Here is a 25,048-nt window from a genome sequence, read left to right as displayed (position 1 = left end):
GTATGAGAATGGTTTACAGTTATGCTTGATTTTTAGCATGACTGTAAACCAAAACTCTGTTTGTTTCATATTCGGAAGATCGTTTGTTTTTATTAATAAGCGAAGAGTTTTAAAGCATTGGCTGAATATTCAGATACTACGGGAAGGTGAGTATATTATGCAGAAGATGTCAAGACAGTCAAAAGGCTTGAGTTTTAATCGATTACTAAAAGTCTCTGGAGTATTATTGAAAGAGTATCAATCCTTCAAGAAGTTTCTTGATTTATCAGAAAGTGAAAAAATAAACAGTACTATACCGGACTCGTTTGTAAAAACATTGATTCAATTAGGTCCGACATTTATAAAACTCGGGCAGATTATAAGTACACGTCCAGATTTTATTCCTGAAGAATATATCCATGCATTAAAAGTTTTGCACGATCATGTTCCACCTTTTACTTACGAAGAAGTTAAGAGAATGATTGAAGCTGAGTTCAATAAGGATATAGATAGAATCTTTCGTTCTTTTGATAAGCAACCCATTGGAGCTGCATCTTTGTCGCAAGTACATTTTGCAGTTCTCCATGATGGATCGCAGGTGGCAGTTAAGATCCAGCGTCCACATGTGCAGAAAATTATTCAAAAAGATTTGATTGTATTGTCTAAACTTTTATACGTTATTAGTAAAGTAAGTCCAAAGTTGGGGCGAAACTTAAATATATTAAATGCTTTTGAACAATTCAAAGCCTATACCATGAAAGAATTGGATTTCTCATTGGAAGCAAAGATATTAGAGCGTTTTAGAGAGAATTTTAAAGATTGGAAAGATGTTGTTTTTCCGGAGGTTTACTGGGATTACACAACAAGCAAGGTTTTAACCATGCAAAGGGTGTCTGGATTCCGATTGGGTGAAGTGAAAAGCAATATATCTGCAGAAAGTCGAAAGAAGATTAATAAACGGCTTATTGAAGTAGAAATGAAAATGTTTGTAACGGATGCGTTTTTCCATGCAGACTTGCATCCAGGGAATATTTTCTTTAGAGACGATGGAAGTATTGCTATTATTGATGTAGGTATGTTTGGGGAATTGTCGAATGAGCAGCGTGACCGTTTTTTACTATATTGGTTAGCCGTTGTAGAAAAAGAAAAGATACGCGCATTTTCGCATTTAATAAAAATGGCACAAAAGTCCGATTCCTCCAATGAATATGGATTTTATCAAAGATTTTCGGAAGTGTTGGATGCGTTTTACCAGTCTGATATATCTACAAGAAGCTTAACCAAAACATATCTGGATATTTTCATCACGGGTGCAAAATTTGGCTATATCTTTCCCGGCGAGCTGCTTCTTCAAGCAAAAGCTTTAACAACCGCAGAAGCGCTTGCATTTACTCTTGTACCTGATTTTCAGTTTGCACAAGAAGCTCGTCCAATTATAAACCGTGAACTTGGCCACCGTGCTGAGCCGGATGAAATTCATAGAAGGTTTAAACAGACATTTCCGGAATGGCTTCTTTTAGGCGAACTACCGGCTACATCAATTGTGCATTCTGATGAGGAAAAAAATAAATCAGATAATGCTTGGGTAGAGATAAGTAAAATATTTGCGCAAGATTTGGATAAACGACGGGAAAAAGAAAACGAAGTCAGACATGGTGAATTTGCAGTAGAAATCAATGAGAGTTTAGAAAAAGTATTTAATTTTGTGACTCGTTTTGCTCAATATCCTAATTGGCACCCTACATATACTCCTAATTCTCGTGTTATTCATGTATCAGCAAAAAATGTATTCTTAACTCCGGAAGTTGTAGGTTCTGTTTTCCGCCTTGATGAAATCGTAGACGGAAATTTGCTGCTAAGTAATGGTGAGATTATAGAATTTGAAAGAAATAAATGTTATAAATGGAGAGCTCCCTTATCTATTTTCCTATTAGTTGACATAGGGACTTGCTTTACCTTTACTGATTTGGGGAATAACCGTACACGTGTCCATGAATATTTTTATTATATAGATGATCCATTAATAAACTTTTTAACGTATAGACGGTGGTTTTCAAAGCAAGCTTTAGTCGAACATATAAAAGAAGAGTTGACTGGCGTAAAACACATTATAGAGTCAAAGCAATATAATTCTGAAGATGTAGAATATTTGTGGGAAAATGTTACTGAAATGATAAGACTATTAACTATAGATGACCTGAATGAGCCTATAAAAGCCAGCCGTCCAAGTGATTTTAACGGATGATTACTACATAAAAAATTTTTAAACATCGTTTTTTATAAAATTTGCTGAATAGCGAGTTAAGACGCAAAGATGTGGTCTGAATAGTTTTATACAACTAAATTCTAATCAATTAAGAAAACGAAAGGAGAGACCCAACATTTACGTCCATTTCGTTTTCTTAATGTGTTGTCTTAAGAATAGAGTAAAAAGATTACTAAAGTAAATTAGTAGACTAAAAATTGTAAAGAAACTATTTCTTTTTAATTGAGAGGCAAGGTAGCTATTTTTATTGAATATTAGAGTACTTATCTTATACATAAATGACTCTTGAAGTCATACCTCCCGGGGTTTCTCCATTGTTAGACTGGTGGAATGTTTTAGAGCCGTTAAGCGGCCAAATTCCTGGATTGTTTGCCCAAAATTCTACCTCCCATCGTATACCTGCTGCCACATTAATAGTATCACTCATAAATCCGGGCCTGCTAAAGCCATCTATGGCAGTGATTCTAAAATCATGCCCATGTAAGTGCATAGAGTGGGCTGAACTGGACTTGTTTATAAATCTCATTCTTATTTTCTGACCGTACCTTACATAAATAGGGGAAGTATCAGGAAAGGCTTTACCATTTATTGTGAAGTAGTTTGGGTTTCTATCAAACTTATTTGGCTTATAAGTACCTGGAAATACCTTGCCTAACTCCGGTTGAGGGATTTCCCATTGTTGTAATAACAATATATAGTCAAGGTATGGTACCGTATAAGGATTTGTATGTTGAGAATCCGGCAACACAATAAATGGTCCTATCAAGCCTTGAGATACTTGAAAAGCTTGTGAAGAGTGATAGAAGAATGTGCCGCTTTGCCAGCATAAAAACTTATAGGTGTATGATTCTCCAGGTGCAATTGACGGAGTCGAAGGTGTTATTTCAGGAACCCCGTCTTCAGGGTTTGGTTTTGCCAATCCATGTACATGCAGAGCGGTAGGTTCGTCCATTTGATTCTCTACGGTAAGATAAATCCACTGGCCTTGTTTCATAATAATTAAAGGTCCCGGTGTAGAGCCATTATAACCAAGGGCTTCGATTGTAAGGTTTGATAAAATATTATGCTTTATGGGCGCTGCTGTGAGATGAAAATGCCGTATATTATTATCAACCCGATATTCAGCAATTGTTAAATCTGGAGCCATAATTCTGTCTTCCCAATTGTTTATGGTGTTTGATTGCATAGTCATAGAATATGGATATGATAAAGGGACTTGTATTGCCATATATACTACTCCTTTCAAATGATGGATAAAATATAGTTACATAAAGTTACTAGATAGTATAATATATTAATTCAGATTCAGAGTTGTTACCTTTATTGATTTTTCAGCGTCAAACACTATTTTCTAGATCTTATATAAATGCATAAAAGCTTGTCACTAAATGTTCCAATAATTATAAATCAAGAAGTATATAAAGATTATAAGAAAATGTATCATATTTTCAATATAAAATTAAAAGTTTTGGTGATACTATGTTTTGTAAGCGATTAAAGAAATTATAGTAAGAAAGGATGTTGTAAATGGGAGTAGTAACTAACACAACCGACAAATACCAGGCATGTATAGATGCGTGCAACAAATGTTTTCAAGCGTGTTTTGAATGTCTAAAGGCATGTTTGAATGAGCCTGATGCAGCTGCAAGAAAAGCTTGCATTGGCATACTTCTGGAATGTGCTAAGATTTGTGAACTTTCATCCGCATACATGGCGATGGATGCGCAGTATGCAAAAGATCTTTGCAAGCTTTGTGCTGCTATTTGTGATAAATGCGCGACAGAATGTGATATGTTTAAAGATGATCACTGTCAAAAATGTGCAAATGTTTGCCGGACTTGTGCTGATGAATGCAGAAAAATGGCAGGTGCATAAAAAGTATAAAATATTTAGATCGCGGTAGTACTCTAATAAATTGCTTTCGAGAGTTTATTTCAAATTGTCATCAGTATCAATAAGTTTTCTATTATTATCGGAAATAAAACATAGGGTCAACAGGCTTACCTTTTACCAGTATTTCAAAATGAGCATGAGGGCCGGTAGACCATCCTGTACTTCCAACTTTGGCGATAACCTGTCCTTTTTTCACTTCCTGTCCTGCTTTTACCAGCAAGCTGCTATTATGTGCATACATTGTAGAAAATCCATCGCCATGATCAATGATAATACGTTTTCCATAGGCAGCATGCGTTTCCGATACAACCACTTTGCCGTCATTAGCTGCGACGACATCTGCTCCAGAGGGTGCTGATGTGTCAATTCCGGTATGTATCTTATATTTTTTCAATATCGGGTGCCAGCGATTGCCAAAAGGAGATGTAATATTATAATAACCCGGTGTAGGCCACAGGAATTTTCCACCGGGCACATTGGTCTGTGGGCGGGTAACTCCACTTCTGGAAACAGTCACGGATGTACGGGGTCTCTGCTTTATACCTTTAACGATGACTTCATCTTCCGGTTGTTGAGTAATTTCTTCCTTAATGATAGTCATGTTAGTCAAAATTCCGTTTATTTTGGTGATTTCAGCTTGTATGTTTTTTTTACCGTTTTTACCGCTTTTTTTAATGCTTTTTTCTCCGAGATAGAGTTTATCTGTTTCTTCATATGCTACATTATATGGAATGTTTTCTTCTGAAATACTTATCTGTACTGTTTGAACGTTGATAAAAGGTTTGGGAGCAGAAAGGTTAAGCTGCTGTCCAATCTGAAGCTTGTCTATATCAATTTCAGGATTCAGCCGTTCTATAGTATCAATGCTTATGTTCTTTTGGATAGAAATATCCCAAATCGTATCTCCTTCTAGAACAGTATACTTTTCAGGAGCGTTTTCACCTTTGAGAATAAATTCTAAAGCCTTTTCCAGGTCCATTACATTGCTTGCAGACGTATCCTTCTTAATGATATTAATTTGTTCTATAAATTCTATTTCTTTAATTTCTGTGTCATCCATACTTTTCAGATATTCATTTTTTAACATGTTAAGAACTTGTTGTGCAGTCAGTTCATCCTTCAAGAACAGCAAGTCTTTGCCATTCACAGTTATTGCATACGCTTCCACCTGAATACTAATATTTTTCTTAATATTTTCTTTTACTTTATATACAGGTGTCAGTTCATTTGATGATACAAACACTCTTTGTTCAGAAATTTTTTCTGGAATTTTTATTTTCATATCTAATTGATTTTTTAAATCGTCTTTAATGTCATCGAGTAACTTATATGCTTCGTTTTTATCTTTTACAATGCCTATTACTTTATCGTCTATTTTCATGGCGTAGGCAGAATTATCTGAATAGAATGCGGAAACAACTGATGCAATAAGTGCAAAAGTCAGCAATACCAATGCCAGAATGATTTTATGATTTAAATTGCTTAACAATTTAGACATTTTCTATATACCCCCTATTTTACAACTAATATCAAACTAAATAGACACATCATTGTATTATTTAAATACTATCAAATTTAAAAGTAAAGTACAAAGAACCATAAAAGCACTATTTGTGAGGGGGAAATAGTATAGAATAAAATGAGAATATATAAATAGAATTATTAAGTTACAAAGGAAAAGTAGTAAAATAATAAAGTTTTTATGAATTGTAAGCAGTTTACCATGTTTTTATACCATGTGTCCATACATAGTAAATATGATTATATTAGTTTATTGAGATATATCTTCTGTTTTCATCAATTCGCATTAAATATTACAAAATTATTAAGAATATTACATAATCATTACTTGGCATATAATGTATCGATTAAAAAACTTTTATTTCTTCACAACATCTTCACAATTGTAATGTATTATGAGATCCAAGGGAAAAGTAAAGTGTATGGGTGAGGGTAAAAAGTAAGATAAATGGGAGCTTAGTAGCGACAATTATTAGATAAGAAATAGTTTATGACTGAGTTTAATATCTATTTCTAAAAACAAATTCATCTGGCTTCTTGTTACAGGTTTTAATCTATCAGCTTAAAACTATATTAATTAAACAAAAACTAAGCCTGACGTGTTTGATTGTCAGGCTTAGTTTTTGTTTGATTCTGCAAGTAGTTCCGCTGTAGCATATGTCGTAATCTGATCAGAAAATGTTCAAATTTTCTTTATAATGCATACATAATTAAATGCTATATTAATCACAGATTAGCAAAATACTTGCCAGATAGGTAAAAATTATATAGGAGTTAACGAGTATATATCAAATTATTTATTATTATTTTTAGAATAAGGGGGCGTATGAATGTTTAACACGATACGAAAAAAACTTATCATGGGGTTTTCTATAATACTGGTCGTTATAATTATAAGCACTATCTATAATCTGTACATATATAACGATAGTAAAACGCATATCATGCATATAAGGGAAAAAACTATTGCAAGCTTTAAGTATGCAAGCCAAATGAAGAATAATATTGTGCAGGTAAGCCAGTATTTGACTGATGTAAGTGCATCAAAGAATACTGCACACTTAAAAGAAACTGAAGAGTATTATGTTCTTTATAAAAAGAATTCTGAGGAGTTTGCCAGCCTTAATCCAGAATATAAGTCTGAACTGGAGCAATTAAATATTCAGATTGATAAGCTGTATAGCTATGGCAAAGAAATGGCGGATATATACATAAAAAATGGCCATGAAGAAGGAAATAAAATGATGGCTGAATTTGATGAAATGGTTGACAGTATATATATAAAGCTTGATGAAATTCAAAAGAAAACGGAAACTTCCATGGATAAAGACTTAATGACCATACAGATGCATATGTCAATGAACCAGAACACAGGCATCGCTTTGGCGGCTATAATAATAATTATAGCACTCCTTATAGCCATTATGCTTGCTGGCAGTATTACCAAGCCAATAAATAATTTCCTTGAAATATTTAAAGACTTGGAGAAAGGTCAGGGTGATCTGACAAGGCGAATCAATGTCAAATCAAAAGATGAATTAGCAAAAATGGCACAGTCCTTTAACAATTTTATGGATAGCATGGAGAATATGGTCTTATATATAAAAAAGAATTCATCTGCTGTATTACAGGGTTCAGAGCAATTAAATGATGGGGGGATAAAAACTACTCGCGGTATCTCTATGATCAATGCCCACATGGATAGAGTAGCGGAGGATACTCAAAAAATAAATGCCTCAATCAATGACGTCACTGCCAATATATCAGAAATTGCGCAGGCTTCCCAAGCTTCTGCAGCCGATGCACGGCAGGTTAGCCTTGAGGCGGATAATATTAATAAGCTTGCACAAGCGAGCGGGAAATTGACGTTAGATATAAAACTTGAAATGGAAAAGACTGAAGAAATTTCATCAAACACAATTAGAATTGCAGAAAAGCTCGGACATGAAGCAGGAGAAATAGGTGAAATCATTGATACAATAAAGTCCATTACAGACCAAACCAACTTGCTTGCATTAAATGCAGCTATTGAGGCAGCAAGAGCGGGAGAGCATGGCAAGGGTTTTGGTGTAGTAGCTGAAGAAATCCGAAAACTTGCCGAAAGCAATAATCAGTCTGCGAAGACTATTGAGAATATCATTAAAAACATACAGGACTTGGTCCATAATACAAGGCAAGCAACAATAGATGTTGGAGGAAATATAAGGCAAGGTAATAAGATGGTTGAAAGCATGTATGCGCAGCTTCAGCATATTATAGAGGGGGTAAGCAATATCAATGAAAGGATACAAAGTATTGCGGCAAGCATCGAGGAACAGAGTATGTCAAACGAGAAACTATCTGCAGCAATGAAAGCCATAAATGGTAGCAATACTGCAATAACAGCAGCGACGCAGGAAGTGGCGGCAAGTATATCTACCCAAACGGATATAATTGAAGGATTAAGTACTACTGCCTCATTCCTAAATGAGTCGGCGGAACAATTAAACGGGTTAGTAAGTGAATTCAAGCTTCAATAAAATGAAACATATAAAAACAGGCCAGATCTGAATAGGCCTGTTTTTTTGTCAGTTTACAAGCATCTTCACAAGATCTTCACATTTTTTACACAACATCTTCATAATTCAGCGGTATGATAAAAATAATAAAAGTAAAGATAATGAGAGGAGGGATAGAGATGGATGTGTTAACAGAGAAAATCCAGAAGCGTTACGATCGTGTGTCTGGAATATATGATTTCATGGAAAAATTAATGGATAGTGCAAAAATGAAACTGTGGCGGGAAGAAATTTTCGAAGAATTATCCGGAAAGATACTTGAAGTAGGGGTAGGAACCGGAAAAAACATTGAATACTATCCAGATAATGCAAATATAACGGCAATCGATTTTAGCAGTAAGATGTTGGATAAAGCTAGGCAAAAAGCTGACAAATTGGGTAAAAAAATTGAACTGATGCAAATGGATGCTCAAAGTATGGACTTCGAGGACAATACATTTGACACTGTTTTCACTACTTGCGTTTTCTGTTCCGTACCTGATCCAATTAGAGGATTACGAGAAGTCAGAAGAGTATGCAAAAATAACGGAAAGATAATTATGCTTGAGCATGTGAGAAGTGAGAAAGAAATATTAGGAATACTCATGGACATATTCAATCCGCTTGTAGTTGGCACATATGGTGCCAACATCAATAGGAGAACAGTAGACAATATTCTAAAAGCAGGTTTTTCAAGAATTCAGGTTACAGATCTTATGCTTGATATAGTAAAGAAAATTACTATTATTAATACTAAATAGAATAAATAATAATAAAATTTAATATATACTTGACATATCGGAATAGTATGATACAATACAAGGCATAACCCCACCCCATGTGGGGTGGGAATAGTATAAAGGTGGTGTGATTTATGGAAAAACAAATGTTTAGTATCACAGGTATGACATGTGCATCGTGTGCAAAGGCAGTTGAGAGAAGTGTTAGTAAAGTACTAGGTGTTCAAGCAGCCAATGTAAACTTTGCTACAGAGAAGCTTTCGGTAGAATATGATGAAAGCAAGACCAATATTGATAGTATTAAAGAGGCAGTAAAAAAGGCCGGGTATAGTGCTCAAGAAGAGCAAAATCAAAATATTAGGGAAATTATTATTCCTATTTCAGGCATGACATGTGCGTCCTGCGCAAATGCAATCGAAAAATCCATAAAGAAGTTACCTGGCGTACCTGAAGTAAATGTCAACTTTGCAACGGAAAAAGCAAAGGTGGTATATGATACCTCAAAGACGAGAATATCAGAAATTAAAGACGCCATTGCTAAGGCGGGATATAAGGCGCTGGAAATAGAAGCGGGTGAGCAGGTAGACCAGGAAAGAGAACGCAGAGAAAAAGAAATGAAGTCTCTTTGGGTAAGATTTTGGGTATCGGCAATATTTACAGTTCCTCTTCTATATATTGCAATGGGACATATGTTGAAACTTCCATTACCCGGGATCATTATGCCGGAAATGCATCCAATTAATTTTGGTATGATACAGTTGATATTGGCAATCCCGGTTGTAATAGCAGGGTATAAGTTTTATACTGTTGGTTTTAGCAGACTCATACGCCGAGAACCCAATATGGATTCACTCATAGCCATGGGAACGGGTGCTGCCTTTTTATACGGTATTTATGCAATATATCAAATTATACAAGGCAATATAGAATATGCAAATGATTTGTATTTTGAAACAGCAGGAGTTATTATTGCTTTAATCATGCTTGGTAAATATCTGGAAGCAGTTACAAAAGGCAAGACATCTGAAGCTATTAAGAAACTGATGGGATTAGCACCAAAAACAGCCGTGGTTATTCATGATGGAAAAGAAGTTGTCATTCCTATAGAGGAAGTAGAAGTTGGAGATATTATTCTTGTAAAACCGGGTGAAAAGATTCCTGTGGATGGAGAAGTAGTAGAGGGTAGAACTTCAGTGGACGAATCTATGCTCACAGGTGAAAGTATTCCCGTTGAAAAGAATCCGGGCAGCAAGGTCATTGGTGCAAGTATAAATAAAAACGGAACAATTAAATTCAAAGCTACAAAAGTAGGAAAAGATACGGCGTTATCACAAATTATTAAGCTGGTAGAAGATGCACAAGGCTCCAAAGCGCCTATAGCGAAGATGGCAGATATCATCTCCGGGTACTTTGTACCGGTAGTTATCGCAATTGGAATCATAGCAGGGGTGGCATGGTATTTATCGGGAATGTCGGTAATTTTCTCACTTACTATATTTATCGCTATACTAGTTATTGCGTGCCCTTGTGCCCTAGGCTTAGCAACACCTACTGCCATTATGGTTGGAACTGGTAAAGGTGCTGAACATGGGGTATTGATAAAAGGTGGAGAAGCATTGGAAACAGCGCATAAGATTCAGACGATTGTGTTTGATAAAACCGGTACTATTACCGAAGGGAAGCCGAAGGTGACGGATATTGTCACGGTTGGCACTGTTAATGAAACAGAACTGCTGCAGTTATCTGCGTCAGCTGAAAAAGGATCGGAACACCCGCTGGGAGAAGCAATTGTTAACAGAGCAAATGAACTGAATTTAGAGTTTTTAAACCTAGAACATTTTGAAGCAATACCGGGACATGGTATAGAAGTAAAGATTCAAGGAAAGCAGATGCTTCTTGGAAACAAGAAGTTAATGGATGATAGAAAGATTGAAATTACGTTGCAAAAAGAATCTGATAAGCTGGCAGAAGAAGGTAAGACTCCGATGTTTATTGCTATTGAAGATAAACTGGCAGGTATTATCGCAGTAGCGGATGTTATGAAGCCAAGCAGTAAAAGAGCAATAGAAGTACTGCATAAGATGGGCATAGAAGTTGCAATGATTACAGGGGATAATCGAAGGACGGCAGAAGCTATTGCCAAACAGGTAGGAATTGACAGAGTACTTGCAGAGGTACTGCCTCAGGATAAGGCAAATGAAGTAAAAAAGCTTCAACTAGAAGGCTTGAAGGTTGCCATGGTAGGGGATGGTATCAATGACGCACCAGCTCTAGCACAAGCAGACATAGGAATTGCTATTGGTTCCGGAACTGATGTGGCAATGGAGTCAGCAGACATCGTATTAATGAGAAGTGACTTGATGGATGTACCGACAGCATTGCAGTTAAGTAAAAAGACTATAAGAAATATCAAGCAAAATTTATTCTGGGCATTTGCCTATAATACTGCCGGTATTCCTGTGGCAGCGGGATTATTATATTTACTTGGAGGTCCATTATTGAACCCCATCATAGCGGCTGGTGCCATGGCATTTAGTTCGGTGTCCGTATTGACGAATGCTTTAAGGCTTAAAAGATTTAAGCCTTTGCATTAATATATGGTATTCACAACTGGAGGCTTACAGCAGGTGAATCTTCTGCAAGCCTCTGGAAGTGGATGAACCACAAATTATAATATAAGAAAGGATGATTTGAGTGACAAAGACAATTTATATTGAGGGAATGAGCTGCGGCCACTGTGTAGGGCATGTGGAGGAGGCGTTAAAGGAAATATGCGGAGTGAAGGCGGTTTCAGTTGATTTGCAGAAAAAGTTTGCCACAGTAGAATTAGCCCATGAGGTTGAAGATGAAAAATTCAAATCTGCCATTGATGATGCCGGATATGAAGTAGTAAAAATCGAAGGATAATGTAGAGGGGCTGACTTTGAGTCAGTCCTTTTAAAATATATAGGTGTTGCAGATATTAATGTAAATTTGCATAGAAAAGGGTGAGTAGCATGCAAAATACGGATAAGCAGGTACTCAATTTGTTAAAGACATCCAAGGGGCAGCTAGAAGCAGTTATAAAGATGGTCGAAAATGACAGATATTGTGTAGATGTATCAAAGCAAATTTTAGCTATTCAAGCATTATTAAAAAAAGCGAATCTCAAAATTATAGACAAACATATTAAGAGTTGTGTGAAGCACGCTTTTGAAGAAGGACATGGGGATGAAAAGATAGATGAGATTATTGAGATAATCGATAAGTATGCAAAGTAAACTCCATATATTATTGAAGTTATAACGAGGCGATAAGATGTCCCTCACCTCTATAGGTGGCGGGTTCCAATTACACTTTCCAGGCGGTGAGCATATCTCTCGCATCGTTGAAATGGTGTGTTGTAATTGCTTACGCAATTACTTCCGTTATTATAAGCCGCGTATTGTTAGCGCGTATTGTTAGCGCGTATTGTTAGAAAGAAGGAATAGGGTATGAAAACTCATACGGTAAGATTAAAACAAAGTAATATGCTATGCCATAAATGTGTTTTAAATGTTGCAAAAGCACTTAGCCGAATGAATGGTATACAAGAGCTTGATATCAATTTGGAAAAGAAAGAAATAAAAATAGTGTATAGTGATGAAAATATTGACAGAGAAAAAATTACTGAAATTGTTAACAAGGCTATATTAACAGGGAAGGTATAAATATAGATTGATGAATATAAGATAAGCAGATATAATTAAACAGTATCACGCATATAGGAGGTAGTAATGGTGAGTGAAAAAGTCTTGGTTGTAGATGATGAGGTGAAATTGTTGGCCGTTGTCAAAGACTATTTGGCAGTGGAAGGATATGAAGTATATACTGCTGATAGAGGAAAAAAGGCCATTGAATTATTCAGGGAGATTAAGCCGGATTTTGTGATACTGGATTTAATGCTTCCCGACTTATCCGGAGAAGAAATATGTAAAATACTTCGTACAGAGTCGGATGTACCTATATTGATGCTTACTGCAAAGAGTGGTGAAGCAGATAAAATTAATGGATTGTATATCGGTGCAGATGACTATCTGACTAAGCCCTTTAGTCCTAGAGAATTGGTAGGAAGAGTCAGAGCGATCTTAAGAAGAACAAAGGGTAATGTAATGGTTGCAGATATCTTATCCTTTAATAATAGTGATTTGGAAATTGATTTGCCAAAGCATGAAGTCAAAAAGAAAGGAGAAACGGTATATCTTACACCCAATGAATACAACATTTTGGTTGCTTTAGCACAGAATCCTCAAAGAATATTCTCACGAAGTCAATTGATCAGTATTGCACTTGGATATGATTTTGAAGGGTATGACCGGACCATTGATACACATGTAAAAAATATTCGGCAAAAAATTGAGGACGATATAAAAGATCCGAAATATATTGTTACGGTATATGGTGTTGGGTATAAGTTTGTAGGGAATAGTCATGATTAACATTAACAATCAGTTAAGAAAATACTTTATTTCTATTGCAATTATATCGGTACTCTTTATTACGATAGTTTCTAATATTAGTATGAATTATTTTTTCACAAATTACGTGAAGGCATCCAGGCTCCAAGATGACCAGAAGCTGGTGCAGTACATTGAGCGACTGTATGAAGATGGAGGGGGAATTTTAGACGAACGTTCGCTTATGAATATATTACATTATTCCTATAGCGAAGCGATAGATATAAAGCTTAAGACCAATGACAACCAAGTAGTATGGGAAAGCGGCACATCCGATATTATGATGCATGGAATGATGGGTGGGATGATTGATAGAAAAGCTTATTCAAAGACAAATGTAGTATATAAAGATTATCCTATGAATTATAAAGAACAGCAGCTAGGGATTATATCGGTAGGGAGACCCCAAAGTATTTTAGTGACCACACAGGATAGAGGCTTTGTATATACCATTAATGGGGTTTATATTGCCGCCTTTATCTTTTCGATGATACTTGCCGGAATCTTAAGTATGCATGTATCCAAAAAATTCTTGAAGCCTATTTATTCAATTAAAGAAAATGCTAAATTGATAGAAAATGAAAGGTACTCACAATTGCATGATGTAAATACAGGTACTTTTGAATTGCATGATTTGTCTATATCCATCAAAGAATTAGCAGAAAAATTAGAATATCAAGATGTGCTGAGAAAAAGATTAACGACCGATATCGCCCATGAGCTAAGAACGCCACTGGCAACGCTGCAAAGCCATATAGAAGCATTCATGGATGGGGTGTGGGAGCCGACACAAGAAAAGTTATTGGGTATACACGATGAGATAACGCGGTTGACCAAGCTTATAAAGAATTTGTCTGATTTGTCCAGAATTGAAAGTGAAGAAATTAAGTTGGATTTACAGCCGGTCAATTTATCTTCAATTCTAAATAATGTTGTAGACAACTTTGAGCCTTTATTAATAAGCAAAGATATTAAAATCAAGAAATATATTCAGTGTGATATCGAGATCATGGGAGATGCAGACCGACTCAATCAAATCTTTATCAATTTGTTATCCAATGCATATAAGTATACGAATGAGGAAGGGCAGATTATAGTTAGGTTAACGGAATTAAAAGATAAGTTTAGTATTCTGATAGAAGATACAGGAGTCGGTATTTCAAAAGAAGATCTATCTCATATCTTTGAGAGATTCTACAGAGGTGATGTTTCCCGCAGCAGAGAGACGGGAGGAACAGGTATAGGGTTAACTATAACTAAAGCCTTGATAGAGGCACATAAAGGGTCTGTAAAAATTGAAAGTGAAGTAAGTAAAGGAACCAAAGTAATGATAAGCTTTCCTAAGCCTTCATAATTGTTATCTAGTTACAGTTTAAGCAACTCCATTTTTGAGCCTGTGAATAGTTTTTGAACGTAAAACTTATTCCAGGTTCATTTATATTTAGCCTTGTTTTATATGGAGTAGTTCAAGTGGAAGATTTAGTCGCAGATTCAATAAAAAAATGTAAGGGAGGGGTTCATGATTTAATCATAATTTTTAAGTTTATGTACTTGACAGAGAATAGTATCGGTAGTAATATTATAACATATAAAACATATCGGAATACTAAGGATTTATTATATGGTTAACTATTCAATAAAACTTAACCATACATTAAATTTAATGTATGGTAGGATTCTGAGTCAATACATAACAAGGGGAGGGCATAAAAAAATGAGTTACATATCTATGGTAGAGTACGAGACATCGTCAGAAACAGTCAAAAACGAATATGATGGTGAGATTGAAAAAAACGGAAGAATTACGAATATGAAAAGAACGCTCCTCCATTCTGTTCCTGCTTTTAAGGCATATATGGAATGGTACACGCTAAGAGATGAAATTAAGAGTTTTCTTAATGAACGAGAGGTTATTCTTTTTTCTCATGCAATATCTACTCAAAATGATTGTCTGATTTGTTCTACATTTTTTAGAAAAATATTGATTGATAATGGAGAAAATCCTGACCAACTTGAGTTTTCCGAGAAAGAAAAGCTGCTTGTTGACTTTGGAAGACAAATTGTAGAAAATCCTAATAATATTTCAAAAGATATTTATGAAGGATTAAATAAATTTTTCAATCAAAAGGAGATTGTACTGCTAACAGCTTTTGCCGGTATCATGATAGCAACTAATACATTTAATAACGTTCTTCGGGTACCGTTAGATGAATACCTCGGAGATTACCAGATGAATCATAAAAGGAGCGATAAGTAATGGAAAGGGAATTTTCAAATCAGGTTATTTTTATTACGGGAGCAGCACACGGTCAAGGAAGGGCTACAGCCATCGCTTTTGCAAAAGAACGTGCTAATATAGCTGCATTTGATGTGGCTAAGCAAATTGAATATCCCTCTTATACGTTTGGGAATTCACAAGAACTTGAATCTTTGAAACAGGAAGTAGAAGCTATCGGTTCAGAATGTCTCATTTTTTCTGGAGATGTAAGAGATGATGAAGCTATTAGTTCAGCCGTAAGCGAAACAATTGAAAAGTTTGGAAGGATTGACGTACTCTTTAATAACGCCGGTATATGTGCATATGGACTGTCACATGAACTTACAGAGCAGGCTTGGGATGCTATGGTAGATATCAATCTTAAAGGAGCGTGGCTGGTAGCGCGCCGCATAATACCTCAAATGATTAAACAGAAATCAGGCGTTATCATTAGCAACTCCTCGATAGCAGGGCTTAGGGGAATGGGACGGCTTTCACATTATGCCGCATCAAAATGGGGATTGATAGGGCTTACGAAATCATGGGCAATAGAATTGGCACCTCATAATATCCGGGCTCTTAGCATTCATCCTACCGGTGTTAATACACCAATGAATGATGGCTTGGCTGCTATGGAAGGAGCAACACCGCAAGAAATTGCAGAGCGTTCAGCAGGAAACCTCTTACCTGTTCCGTGGATTGAGCCTGAAGATGTTGCAAATGCGGTTCTATTCCTTTCAAGTAAAAAATCAAGATTTGTAACAGGGTCACAATATGTTTTGGATGCCGGTTTATTAACAAGATAAATATTATTATAAATGAGGAGAATCATATATGAAATTATCAAAAAACATAATACTAACAGCGGCAGCAGTGTCAATATTAGGTGCGTTAGTGACAGGCTGCGGGGCGCAAAAATCTGTTAGCGAGCAGCCTAGCACAAGCACTGACTCAAAGGCAAAGAAAATATTAGTCGGAACGATGGGAACATATAGTCCTTTTACATACCAAGATGATAAGGGCCAGTTAACAGGATATGATATTGAAGTGTTAAGAGAGGTAGACAAACGTCTGGATGATATAGAGCTTGAATTTGTACCCACCCCTTGGGATAGCATGTTTCTAGGACTGGAGTCTGATAAGTATCAAATTGTTGCAAATCAGATTTCGAAAAATCCAGACCGTGAGAAAAAGTATTTATTCACAGATAATAGCTATTTTGCATCAACATCGAGTATTATTGTAAAAAAAGGAAGACAAGGAATTTCAAGTCTGGATGATTTAAAAGGACTAAAAGTCGGCACTGCAGTTGGGGATTCTTTTACAAAGATACTCGAAGACTACAATGCAAAAAATAATAATGCACTTGAGTTGAAATATTATGATGGTAATGTCACTACAGTGCTGCAGGATCTTGAAGCTGGAAGAATCGATGCATACCTGAACGATCCTATCATGGTTAATGAGAATGTAAAAAAACTTGGTCTGAATGTTGAACCGACGGGAGAACCCGTAGAGGTATCACCTGCATATTTTGTATTCCGTAAGGATGCACAAGGTGAGGAACTTAGAGATAAAATTGATAAGACATTATCTGAAATGAAAGAAGACGGCACTCTCTCTAACATATCTATCCAGTGGTTTGAAGAAGATTATACTAACATAGAATCAAAGAAGTAAGATAACGTATATACATGCTTAGAATAATACTACAGCAATATTAGTATTTGAGAGAAATTGCTGTAGTATTATTTTACATTTAACAAGCAATTTTTGAACAATAAATATACTTTGTGTGAAGATTTTATAATTGTAAAGGACGGCTGCATATGGGTACAATATTTGACTGGGATTATATGATTAAATCTATTCCGGAAATAGCACGTTATCTGCCGGTTACTATAGGAATAGCCAGCGTTTCCATAGTTTGCGGACTTATTATTGGGTTATTTACTGCACTTGTAAAAATTTATCAAATCCCTGTTCTGAAGCAATTGGCGGCATTATATATATCTTTTATCAGGGGAACACCACTCCTGGTGCAAATCTATATTGTCTATTATGGCCTTCCCAAAGTACTGGAGTATGTAAAGCTCCAGTATAACTGGGATATAAATATCAGTGGCATACCGGCAATAGTTTTTGTTAACATCGCTTGTGCCATTAATGTCGGTGCTTATCTATCAGAAACTATTAGAGCCGCTATAGAATCTGTAGACCGGGGACAGATTGAAGCGGCCTATTCGGTTGGTATGACAATATTTCAAACTATGAAGCGTATTGTATTTCCTCAAGCATTGATTGTCGCATTGCCTAATTTCGGTAACACTTTTTTAAGCATCATTAAGGACTCATCTTTAGCATTTATCATTTCGGTAGTAGAAATAATGGGTCAGGCAAAAATTATAGGGTCCAGACAGCTTCGTTTTTTTGAAGTGTACATTGCGGTATCGCTAATTTATTGGGTTGTTTGTATAGTTATAAGTAAATTTATTGCTTTATTGGAGCAAAGGCTAAGGCGGTATGAAAGGAGGATGGTTGAGTGATTCGATTAGAAAATATTCACAAATATTTTCATAAGAACCATGTGTTAAAAGGAGTGAACCTATCGGTAGAGAAGGGTGAAGTTGTTGTTATTCTAGGGCCTAGTGGTTCCGGTAAATCTACACTGTTACGATGTGTGAACTATTTGGAAAAGCCATCAAGTGGAGTGATTCATATAGAAGATCTAGTAGTCGATGCAAAAAAGGCGCATAAAGATGATATATATCGGTTACGTAAATATACAGGTATGGTGTTTCAGCATTATCACTTATTTAAAAACCGAACAGCCCTTGAGAATGTGATGGAAGGATTAATCGTTGTTCAGAAGGTAAATAAAGAACGAGCTGCACAAGAAAGTAAGCAGTACTTGGAAGTGGTGGGGCTAGGAGATCGATTAAATTATTACCCATCTCAGCTGTCCGGTGGTCAGCAGCAGCGTGTAGCCATAGCACGTGCTATGGCTATGAATCCTAGAGTATTGCTATTTGATGAACCAACTTCAGCTCTTGACCCGGAACTAGTGGGTGAGGTATTAACTGTAATAAAAAAAGTTGCCAAAGACGGCAACACGATGATTATAGTTACACATGAGATGAGTTTTGCCAGGGAAGTAGCAGACCGTGTTATTTTTATGGATAATGGGGTTATTGTTGAAGAAGGAACCGTGTGGGATATATTTCAGAATCCAAAAGAGGAAAGGACTAAGCAATTTTTGCAGAGGGTAACGCCACCTGCTACTTATGAGATTTAAGTATTATGTCTAGATTTAGCAAAAATTATTTCAATCTTCATAACTTCTTCATAATCTCTACATCAGTTCTTCATAATTGATAGCTATAATAAAGATATTAAAGCAATTAACAGTTGCAAATTACATTTAAGGAGGTCTTCAATTATGAAGAAAAAAATTGCAGTATTTGTAACATCTTTGGTACTTATCGCAGCTATAGCTATTCCTACAGCGCTTGCAGCAACCCCGGAAGATTCAAAAACATCGAAGTTTTTCGAGTCGATGTTTGATTTCCACAGAAAATGGGTAGACAAATCTGTAAAGAATGGTGAAATCACCGAGGAAGAAGCACAAAATTATAATGAGCATTTTGATACAATGGAAAAATACCATGATGAGAATGGGTTTGAGGACCACTGCGGAGGAGCAGCAGGTCCAGGAAATGGCCCCAACAACCAAAGCTTCAGATCCCAGTTCAATGGTGGAATGATGGGTAGTTCCGGTGGTATGATGAGTTCCTTTAGCAACGAACTATAAACAGGATTCTTGGGTTCAGGTGGTATTTTTATGCCACCTGAATTTTTTGATAATCAAAAGAATTTTTTGTATTTTCTTCATAAGTTCTTCAAGATTATACGATATAATTCTTATTAAACATATATGATTAATATAATATTCATTTCAGTATTCACTATTATCATTGGTTCTAAACAATATAATGATAATTTTGTAAAATAATTATATAACTATGTGAGGTGTGTTAATAAATGAATATATTTAAACCGATTTGGATTGTATTAGGAGTCATCGCACTGATTCTAATAATAGGCGGTTCATCCGTGATAGGTTCATACAATGCTCTAATTACAGAGAATGAGGCAATTGATGGAAAATGGAGTCAGGTAGAGAATAACTTACAGCGACGAGCCGATTTGATTCCTAATCTTGTTGAAACGGTAAAGGGTTTTGCTTCTCAAGAAAAAGAAATATTTGAGTCAATTGCACAAGCAAGGTCTAAACTTATTGGGGCAAAAGGAGTAAATGAAACCGCTAATGCGAATAATGAATTATCCGGCGCTTTAAGCAGGCTGTTGGCGATTAGTGAAGCCTATCCTACTTTGAAATCCGATGCAAACTTCAGACAGCTCCAAGATGAACTGGCTGGGACAGAGAATAGAGTTGCACGGGCAAGACAGGAATACAATGATGCAGTACAGGTTTACAATACGAGAATGAAAAGATTCCCCACAAATATGATTGCGGGTATATTCAGATTTGAATTAAGAGAATACTTTGAAGCTGAAGAGGGTAGTAAAGCTGTACCTAAGGTGCAATTCTAATCTGTACCAAAGGAAGGATGAGATACCGTGAAAAAGCTTAGTGCTTCATTATTGGTTGTCGTACTGCTGATCTTAAGTATTTTTACTGTAGCAAATGCGCAGCCGGTAATTCCATCACCAACCGGTTACTTTTTTAATGACTTTGCAGGAGTGACAAGTGGCGAAGTTCGGCGTGAAATTGAAAATACTGCAAGAGAACTGGAGGAAAAGACAGGTGCTCAAATAGTAGTAGTAATTCCACAATCACTGGAGGAAATGGCAATTGATGATTATGCGTATGAATTATTTAAGGCGTGGAAGATTGGACAAAAGAATAAAGATAATGGCGTATTATTAATAGTTGCACCTAATGAAAGAAAATCAAGAATAGAGGTAGGGAGAGGGTTAGAAGGGCGGTTACCTGACGGAAAAACAGGCCGGATTCAAGATGAACATCTTCTACCATTTGTAAAAGAAAGTAATTATGATACAGGAATTAAAAATACTTTTATTACTCTAGCGAATGAAGTGGCCGCCGAATACGATGTAACCTTAACGGGTGTACAAATGAATCAGCCGCAAGGCTATCGTAGTACATCAAAAGGAGGAAGCAAAGCTATTATCATTATTTTAGCTGCTCTCGTAATTTTGGATTTAATATTTAACCGAGGTAGCATAACAGGCTTTATTATCGAGATGCTTCTTTGGAATGCGCTTTTAGGAGGTAGGCGAGGAGGTTCCGGAGATGGTGGCTTTGGCGGGGGAGGTTTCTATGGTGGAGGCGGCTCTTCCGGAGGCGGTGGAAGCGACAGAGATTGGTAAATTTATTAATAGATACTCCCTATAATGGTTCTAACTAAAAATTATGGGGAGTTTAATTAAAATTTTTAATGATAATGATTATCACTATCTTGAGGAGGTTATATTATGGATTGCTGTCAAAGCAAAACACCCTGGCATAAAAAAGTGATTTCGACTTTACTTGGTACAGGTAATTGTCATGGTGAGGTAAGGCAAGATACTCATGGCTTGGAAAAGATCGCACTGGTGGGAAGTCCGAATGTGGGGAAAAGCGTATTATTTAATGTGCTCACAGGTGCATATGTTACTGTATCCAATTATCCGGGAACCACAGTTGAAGTGTCACGGGGAAGAGGAAAAATTAAAGAAAGAGATTACGAGATTATAGATACTCCGGGCATGTATTCTCTGATATGTATTACAGAAGAAGAAAAGGTGACAAGGGATTTACTTTTAAATGAAAAACCAAAAGCAGTATTACATGTAATAGATGCTAAGAATATTCAAAGAATGCTTCCGCTAACATTACAATTGATCGAAGGAGGAATGCCGGTAATATTGGTTTTGAATATTATGGATGAAGCAGAAAGAATGGGCCTGTCTATAGATGTTAAAAAGTTGGAAAAGAAGTTAGGAATACCTGTAATACCGACAATTGCAGCATTGAATAAAGGAATAGATCTCTTGAGGGGAAGGATTGAAGAATATGCAGCAGCTTAATATTACCTATGACGACGCAATCGAAAATTCTATCACTCAGTTGACTGACCTATTACAGCAAGACTATGCGCTGTCAAAGCGTGCAATAGCACTGCTTCTTATTCAGGAAGACAATGATATGATAGAAAGAGTAAGGAATAGAGAGGGAGATAACTTTACATATATTGAAAAAATTATTGAAAGAACAAAAGAAACTTATGATAAGCCACTAAATTATATCATTTCGCTGTTAAGACAAAGAACTGTTGAAGATATTACGACAAAGGTTGTGAGTAAAAATAAGAAAAACAATACAAATATTTCAGAGTTTGTAAGCAGACTTACGATGAACCCAATCACAGGCATACCAATACTGTTAATTATTTTATACTATGGATTGTATCAGTTTGTAGGTGTTTTTGGAGCAGGCACGGTGGTTGACTTTTTGGAAGCAAACATATTTGAAGCCTATATTAATCCCTGGGTTAATAATATTGTTTCATCATATATACCGTGGGCATGGCTGCAGGATCTGCTGGCGAATGAGTATGGAATCATCACCATGGGAGTCAGGTATGCTATTGCAATCATATTGCCCATCGTAGGAACATTCTTTTTAGTATTTTCCATTATCGAAGACAGCGGCTATTTGCCTAGGCTTGCAATGTTGGTAGATATAGTCTTTAAAAAGATTGGCTTGAACGGGCGTGCGGTAATTCCCATGACACTAGGTTTCGGATGTGACACTATGGCAACGATGGTTAGCAGGACTCTGGAAACAAAGCGGGAACGAACAATTTCTACCTTATTATTGGCACTGGCTATACCTTGTTCTGCGCAATTGGGAGTTATCCTTGCCTTGTTATCGGGCTCTTCTAAAACCATGGCTGTATGGGTTATATTTATTACCTTTATATTTTTATTCATTGGTTATTTGACATCAAAAATTATTCCGGGTGATAAGCCAAGCTTCTATATGGAGGTTCCGCCTCTTAGACTGCCTAAGCTGTCAAATGTATTATCCAAGACCTATGCAAGGATGCAGTGGTATCTTGCAGAAGTTATGCCTTTGTTTATTTTTGCGAGTGTACTGATTTGGTTTGGAAATATAACAGGATTGTTTGGAATTATTATTACGGCGATGGGACCTATTGTTAATCTTATTGGATTACCGGACCAAGCTGCAGAGGCGTTCATATTTGGATTTTTCAGAAGAGATTTTGGAGCTGCCGGGCTGTATGACCTTCAAATGTCCGGTGCACTCTCACCCAGGCAGCTGGTAGTCGCAGCAGCAACATTGACATTATTTGTTCCTTGTGTAGCGCAGTTCACCATGATGATTAAGGAGAGAGGGACAAAAACCGGCATTGCAATGGCAGCCTTTATTTTTCCTTTTGCATTTATAGCGGGTTTTGTTCTGAATTGGATATTAGTTGTTACCGGGGTGTTGGCATGATAAAGTGCAGATTTTGCGGAACAGAATTTTTAGAGCAGGAAAGTAAAGCCGGGTGCAGAGGTTGTCCTTTAAGTAAGACATGCAATAAATATAAGTGTCCCAATTGTGGATATGAAATTCCAAAAGAGCCGAAATTTATTCAGATGATTAAAAAGTGGGGAATGAAAAGATGAAAATAGTGAATAACAAGTTAGCAAAGACGAGTGTAAACGATTTAAAAAGAGGTCATAGAGGCATTATTGCTGAACTGGATACAAACAACAAAAGTATTTTAAGAAAACTCATGTCAATGGGCATATTACCGGGTATAGAAATAAGAATTATTCAGACGTTTCCGTCCTATGTAGTTGAAGCGGGCTATACACAAGTGGCTATTGATAAAGATATCGCAGCTGCCATTGTGGTAGATTTACATAATTGAAGCGATAATTTAATGCAAAATATACTTGCTTATGCGTTATAAAAAAAGATGCTGTTGAGGAGTGAAAAAACACAGCATCTTTTATACTTCTTTATAAATAATTAGATCTTTATATCAATCTTATTACCTAGGATATCATTGGGAATCTTGGTCGATTGATTATTTTGCTGCTTTACTGCGGTGTCCTTTGACTTTTGACTCTGATTGCCCGAAACACTCTCATGCATACTTTTCATGTTACATTTCATCGGCATACTACTTGCCCCTGATGTTGCACTCATTCCAGACATTGTAATCCCTCCTTTAAACTAATTCTACTGATAATTTTTTAAGCCATAAAAGTTTTGCCAACGTTATATGAATTTGTTTATTTGTATCGACACGTTTATCAATAAATATGGTAATATCTTTTACTTTATTTTGTTCATAGTCTGATAAATCATTAGGTAGAACTAAATGGATTTGAGGGAGTGGAGCTGCACCACCACAGCACCCTGTCATAGTACCTAACATAACGGTTGCAGATTGACCATTTTGCCTGATATATTGTTCAGCCTCTACAGTAATATTAATTTCCATTTTTTGTCCTTTCAGCAAATGTTTGCTTGATATATCGGGTTTAAAAACAATTATTTTTCTGCTTGAGTTAATTTTTGATAAACGATACCAAAGACAATATAACTGAAATTTCTTTATCTAGGTTTAGTCATTAAAATTCAGTTTCATATTTGAAACTTCTTCCTGCAGTCTGAGGGCTTCAAGTTCCAGTTTTTTTGACTGGAGTACCTTTTCCATATTATCGATTTCTTCAATTTGATTTTTAAGTTCATAATTTCTTTTCTCAAGATTTTGTATACTCTCTTCTATATCCAACTTCTTACGTATGAATGTTTCAGCCTTTTCTTCACTTGCTTTAAGCATTGCTTCGGCTAAAGTGTCCATTTTCTCTTTATCATTCTTAAGACCTTGAATCTCTTCAGAAAGTTTATTCAGCACAGCAATAATCTTTTGCTTGGTCTGGTGTAATTTTTTTATTTTTTCTTCATAATCGTTTTCAGTATGCGAAGTATTAGTATTTTTATTTTGTTTGGTATTATGATTTTGAACATCTAACCTATCTGCACGGATTCTTACTAAATCTGCAAAAGTTATGGTGTTTTCGTATATCCTCTGCTTTAGTTTCTGATATTCTACTTCATCAATATTACCCTCGGCAAATATCTTCTTAAGCAGGATAAGCTTTTCGTCTGAATCGTTCTGCCTGTGGTCATTATAGCGTTCATAATCGTTATGGTAATTGCCTGACCCGCAGGAATCATATCTTGATCCGTGACCTTGTCTTCTTGACGGTTCACAGCTATCAAACAGATCAAATAGATCAAATGGATTTCTATATCCGCCGCATCCCAT

27 protein-coding genes are annotated in these 25,048 nt (G+C 36.1%); 22 read left to right on the top strand and 5 right to left on the bottom strand.

The features are described 5' to 3' along the window. The first annotated feature begins 157 nt into the window (after positions 1-157). The gene (locus QKW49_RS04350; protein ID WP_282866348.1) at positions 158-2,224 is read left to right on the top strand and encodes an AarF/UbiB family protein; all 2,067 of its coding nucleotides are present in this window, start codon (positions 158-160) and stop codon (positions 2,222-2,224) included. Positions 2,225-2,513: 289 nt separating this feature from the next. Here the strand turns inward: QKW49_RS04350 and QKW49_RS04345 are convergent, their stop codons facing one another. After that, positions 2,514-3,473, bottom strand: coding sequence for a multicopper oxidase domain-containing protein (locus QKW49_RS04345; protein WP_282866347.1), 960 nt, complete (start codon positions 3,471-3,473; stop codon positions 2,514-2,516). A 299-nt stretch (positions 3,474-3,772) separates the two neighbouring features. Between QKW49_RS04345 and QKW49_RS04340 the strand changes: the two genes are divergently transcribed. Continuing rightward, positions 3,773-4,120, top strand: coding sequence for a four-helix bundle copper-binding protein (locus QKW49_RS04340; RefSeq protein WP_282866346.1), 348 nt, complete (start codon positions 3,773-3,775; stop codon positions 4,118-4,120). 94 nt (positions 4,121-4,214) lie between these two features. Here QKW49_RS04340 and QKW49_RS04335 read toward each other — a convergent pair whose 3' ends face one another. Then, entirely contained in the window at positions 4,215-5,636 is a 1,422-nt protein-coding gene (locus tag QKW49_RS04335) for a M23 family metallopeptidase (protein ID WP_282866345.1), read from the bottom strand. An 853-nt stretch (positions 5,637-6,489) separates the two neighbouring features. On the opposite strand from QKW49_RS04335, the gene QKW49_RS04330 reads away from it, so the two are divergent. The 20 genes from QKW49_RS04330 (at position 6,490) to QKW49_RS04235 (ending at position 23,638) form a co-directional block, all read left to right on the top strand. Continuing rightward, a complete protein-coding gene (locus QKW49_RS04330; RefSeq protein WP_282866343.1) occupies positions 6,490-8,178 on the top strand; it encodes a methyl-accepting chemotaxis protein in 1,689 nt (562 codons plus the stop codon). A gap of 158 nt (positions 8,179-8,336) precedes the next feature. After that, entirely contained in the window at positions 8,337-8,957 is a 621-nt protein-coding gene (locus tag QKW49_RS04325) for a class I SAM-dependent methyltransferase (RefSeq protein ID WP_282866342.1), read from the top strand. Between the two features lie 113 nt (positions 8,958-9,070). Further along, on the top strand, positions 9,071-11,530 hold the full coding sequence (locus QKW49_RS04320) for a heavy metal translocating P-type ATPase (RefSeq protein ID WP_282866341.1): 2,460 nt from the start codon (positions 9,071-9,073) through the stop codon (positions 11,528-11,530). A 100-nt stretch (positions 11,531-11,630) separates the two neighbouring features. Next, entirely contained in the window at positions 11,631-11,843 is a 213-nt protein-coding gene (locus QKW49_RS04315; protein WP_282866340.1) for a copper ion binding protein, read from the top strand. Positions 11,844-11,932: 89 nt separating this feature from the next. After that, a complete protein-coding gene (locus tag QKW49_RS04310) occupies positions 11,933-12,196 on the top strand; it encodes a metal-sensing transcriptional repressor (RefSeq protein WP_282866339.1) in 264 nt (87 codons plus the stop codon). Positions 12,197-12,409: 213 nt separating this feature from the next. Further along, positions 12,410-12,625: a heavy metal-associated domain-containing protein gene (locus QKW49_RS04305; RefSeq protein WP_282866338.1), complete on the top strand. Its 216-nt coding sequence runs from the start codon at positions 12,410-12,412 to the stop codon at positions 12,623-12,625. A 66-nt stretch (positions 12,626-12,691) separates the two neighbouring features. After that, complete coding sequence (locus QKW49_RS04300) at positions 12,692-13,393, top strand: response regulator transcription factor (RefSeq protein WP_282866337.1); 702 nt, start codon at positions 12,692-12,694, stop codon at positions 13,391-13,393. Further along, positions 13,386-14,765, top strand: coding sequence for a HAMP domain-containing sensor histidine kinase (locus QKW49_RS04295; RefSeq protein WP_282866336.1), 1,380 nt, complete (start codon positions 13,386-13,388; stop codon positions 14,763-14,765). Before QKW49_RS04300 ends, QKW49_RS04295 begins: the two co-directional genes overlap by 8 nt. A 360-nt stretch (positions 14,766-15,125) precedes the next feature. Further along, positions 15,126-15,668, top strand: coding sequence for a hypothetical protein (locus QKW49_RS04290; protein WP_282866335.1), 543 nt, complete (start codon positions 15,126-15,128; stop codon positions 15,666-15,668). Further along, complete coding sequence (locus tag QKW49_RS04285) at positions 15,668-16,474, top strand: mycofactocin-coupled SDR family oxidoreductase (protein ID WP_282866334.1); 807 nt, start codon at positions 15,668-15,670, stop codon at positions 16,472-16,474. Before QKW49_RS04290 ends, QKW49_RS04285 begins: the two co-directional genes overlap by 1 nt. Positions 16,475-16,502: 28 nt before the next feature. Further along, complete coding sequence (locus QKW49_RS04280) at positions 16,503-17,348, top strand: transporter substrate-binding domain-containing protein (protein ID WP_282866333.1); 846 nt, start codon at positions 16,503-16,505, stop codon at positions 17,346-17,348. 149 nt (positions 17,349-17,497) lie between these two features. Beyond that, positions 17,498-18,214, top strand: a complete 717-nt coding sequence (locus tag QKW49_RS04275) for an amino acid ABC transporter permease (protein ID WP_282866332.1) — start codon at positions 17,498-17,500, stop codon at positions 18,212-18,214. After that, a complete protein-coding gene (locus QKW49_RS04270; protein WP_282866331.1) occupies positions 18,211-18,963 on the top strand; it encodes an amino acid ABC transporter ATP-binding protein in 753 nt (250 codons plus the stop codon). Before QKW49_RS04275 ends, QKW49_RS04270 begins: the two co-directional genes overlap by 4 nt. 144 nt (positions 18,964-19,107) lie before the next feature. Continuing rightward, positions 19,108-19,479: a DUF2680 domain-containing protein gene (locus QKW49_RS04265; protein ID WP_282866330.1), complete on the top strand. Its 372-nt coding sequence runs from the start codon at positions 19,108-19,110 to the stop codon at positions 19,477-19,479. 230 nt (positions 19,480-19,709) lie between these two features. After that, on the top strand, positions 19,710-20,282 hold the full coding sequence (locus QKW49_RS04260) for a LemA family protein (RefSeq protein ID WP_282866329.1): 573 nt from the start codon (positions 19,710-19,712) through the stop codon (positions 20,280-20,282). A gap of 27 nt (positions 20,283-20,309) precedes the next feature. Next, positions 20,310-21,083, top strand: a complete 774-nt coding sequence (locus QKW49_RS04255) for a TPM domain-containing protein (RefSeq protein ID WP_282866328.1) — start codon at positions 20,310-20,312, stop codon at positions 21,081-21,083. A 105-nt stretch (positions 21,084-21,188) separates the two neighbouring features. Further along, positions 21,189-21,782, top strand: coding sequence for a FeoB small GTPase domain-containing protein (locus QKW49_RS04250; protein ID WP_282866327.1), 594 nt, complete (start codon positions 21,189-21,191; stop codon positions 21,780-21,782). Then, a complete protein-coding gene (locus tag QKW49_RS04245) occupies positions 21,769-23,217 on the top strand; it encodes a ferrous iron transporter B (protein WP_282868059.1) in 1,449 nt (482 codons plus the stop codon). The genes QKW49_RS04250 and QKW49_RS04245 overlap by 14 nt, the downstream gene beginning before the upstream one ends. Then, positions 23,214-23,390 (top strand): hypothetical protein, encoded by a 177-nt coding sequence (locus QKW49_RS04240; protein WP_282866326.1) that lies wholly within the window; start codon positions 23,214-23,216, stop codon positions 23,388-23,390. The genes QKW49_RS04245 and QKW49_RS04240 overlap by 4 nt, the downstream gene beginning before the upstream one ends. Continuing rightward, positions 23,387-23,638 carry a FeoA family protein gene (locus QKW49_RS04235; protein ID WP_282866325.1) on the top strand — a complete coding sequence of 84 codons (252 nt, stop codon included), beginning with the start codon at positions 23,387-23,389 and terminating at the stop codon, positions 23,636-23,638. Before QKW49_RS04240 ends, QKW49_RS04235 begins: the two co-directional genes overlap by 4 nt. A gap of 101 nt (positions 23,639-23,739) precedes the next feature. On the opposite strand, the gene QKW49_RS04230 is transcribed toward QKW49_RS04235, so the two are convergent. The 3 genes from QKW49_RS04230 to QKW49_RS04220 all read right to left on the bottom strand — a co-directional run bounded on the left by QKW49_RS04230 (position 23,740) and on the right by QKW49_RS04220 (position 25,048). Further along, a complete protein-coding gene (locus tag QKW49_RS04230; RefSeq protein ID WP_282866324.1) occupies positions 23,740-23,928 on the bottom strand; it encodes a hypothetical protein in 189 nt (62 codons plus the stop codon). Positions 23,929-23,941: 13 nt separating this feature from the next. Continuing rightward, positions 23,942-24,217 carry a CC/Se motif family (seleno)protein gene (locus QKW49_RS04225; RefSeq protein WP_282866323.1) on the bottom strand — a complete coding sequence of 92 codons (276 nt, stop codon included), beginning with the start codon at positions 24,215-24,217 and terminating at the stop codon, positions 23,942-23,944. Positions 24,218-24,340: 123 nt separating this feature from the next. Further along, complete coding sequence (locus QKW49_RS04220; RefSeq protein WP_282866322.1) at positions 24,341-25,048, bottom strand: hypothetical protein; 708 nt, start codon at positions 25,046-25,048, stop codon at positions 24,341-24,343.

The sequence above is a fragment of the Petroclostridium sp. X23 genome (genome assembly GCF_030013905.1).
Lineage (GTDB): Bacteria > Bacillota > Clostridia > SK-Y3 > SK-Y3 > X23.
Note: the sequence above shows the minus strand (reverse complement) of the source record. Positions and strands in the feature narration are given on the sequence as shown.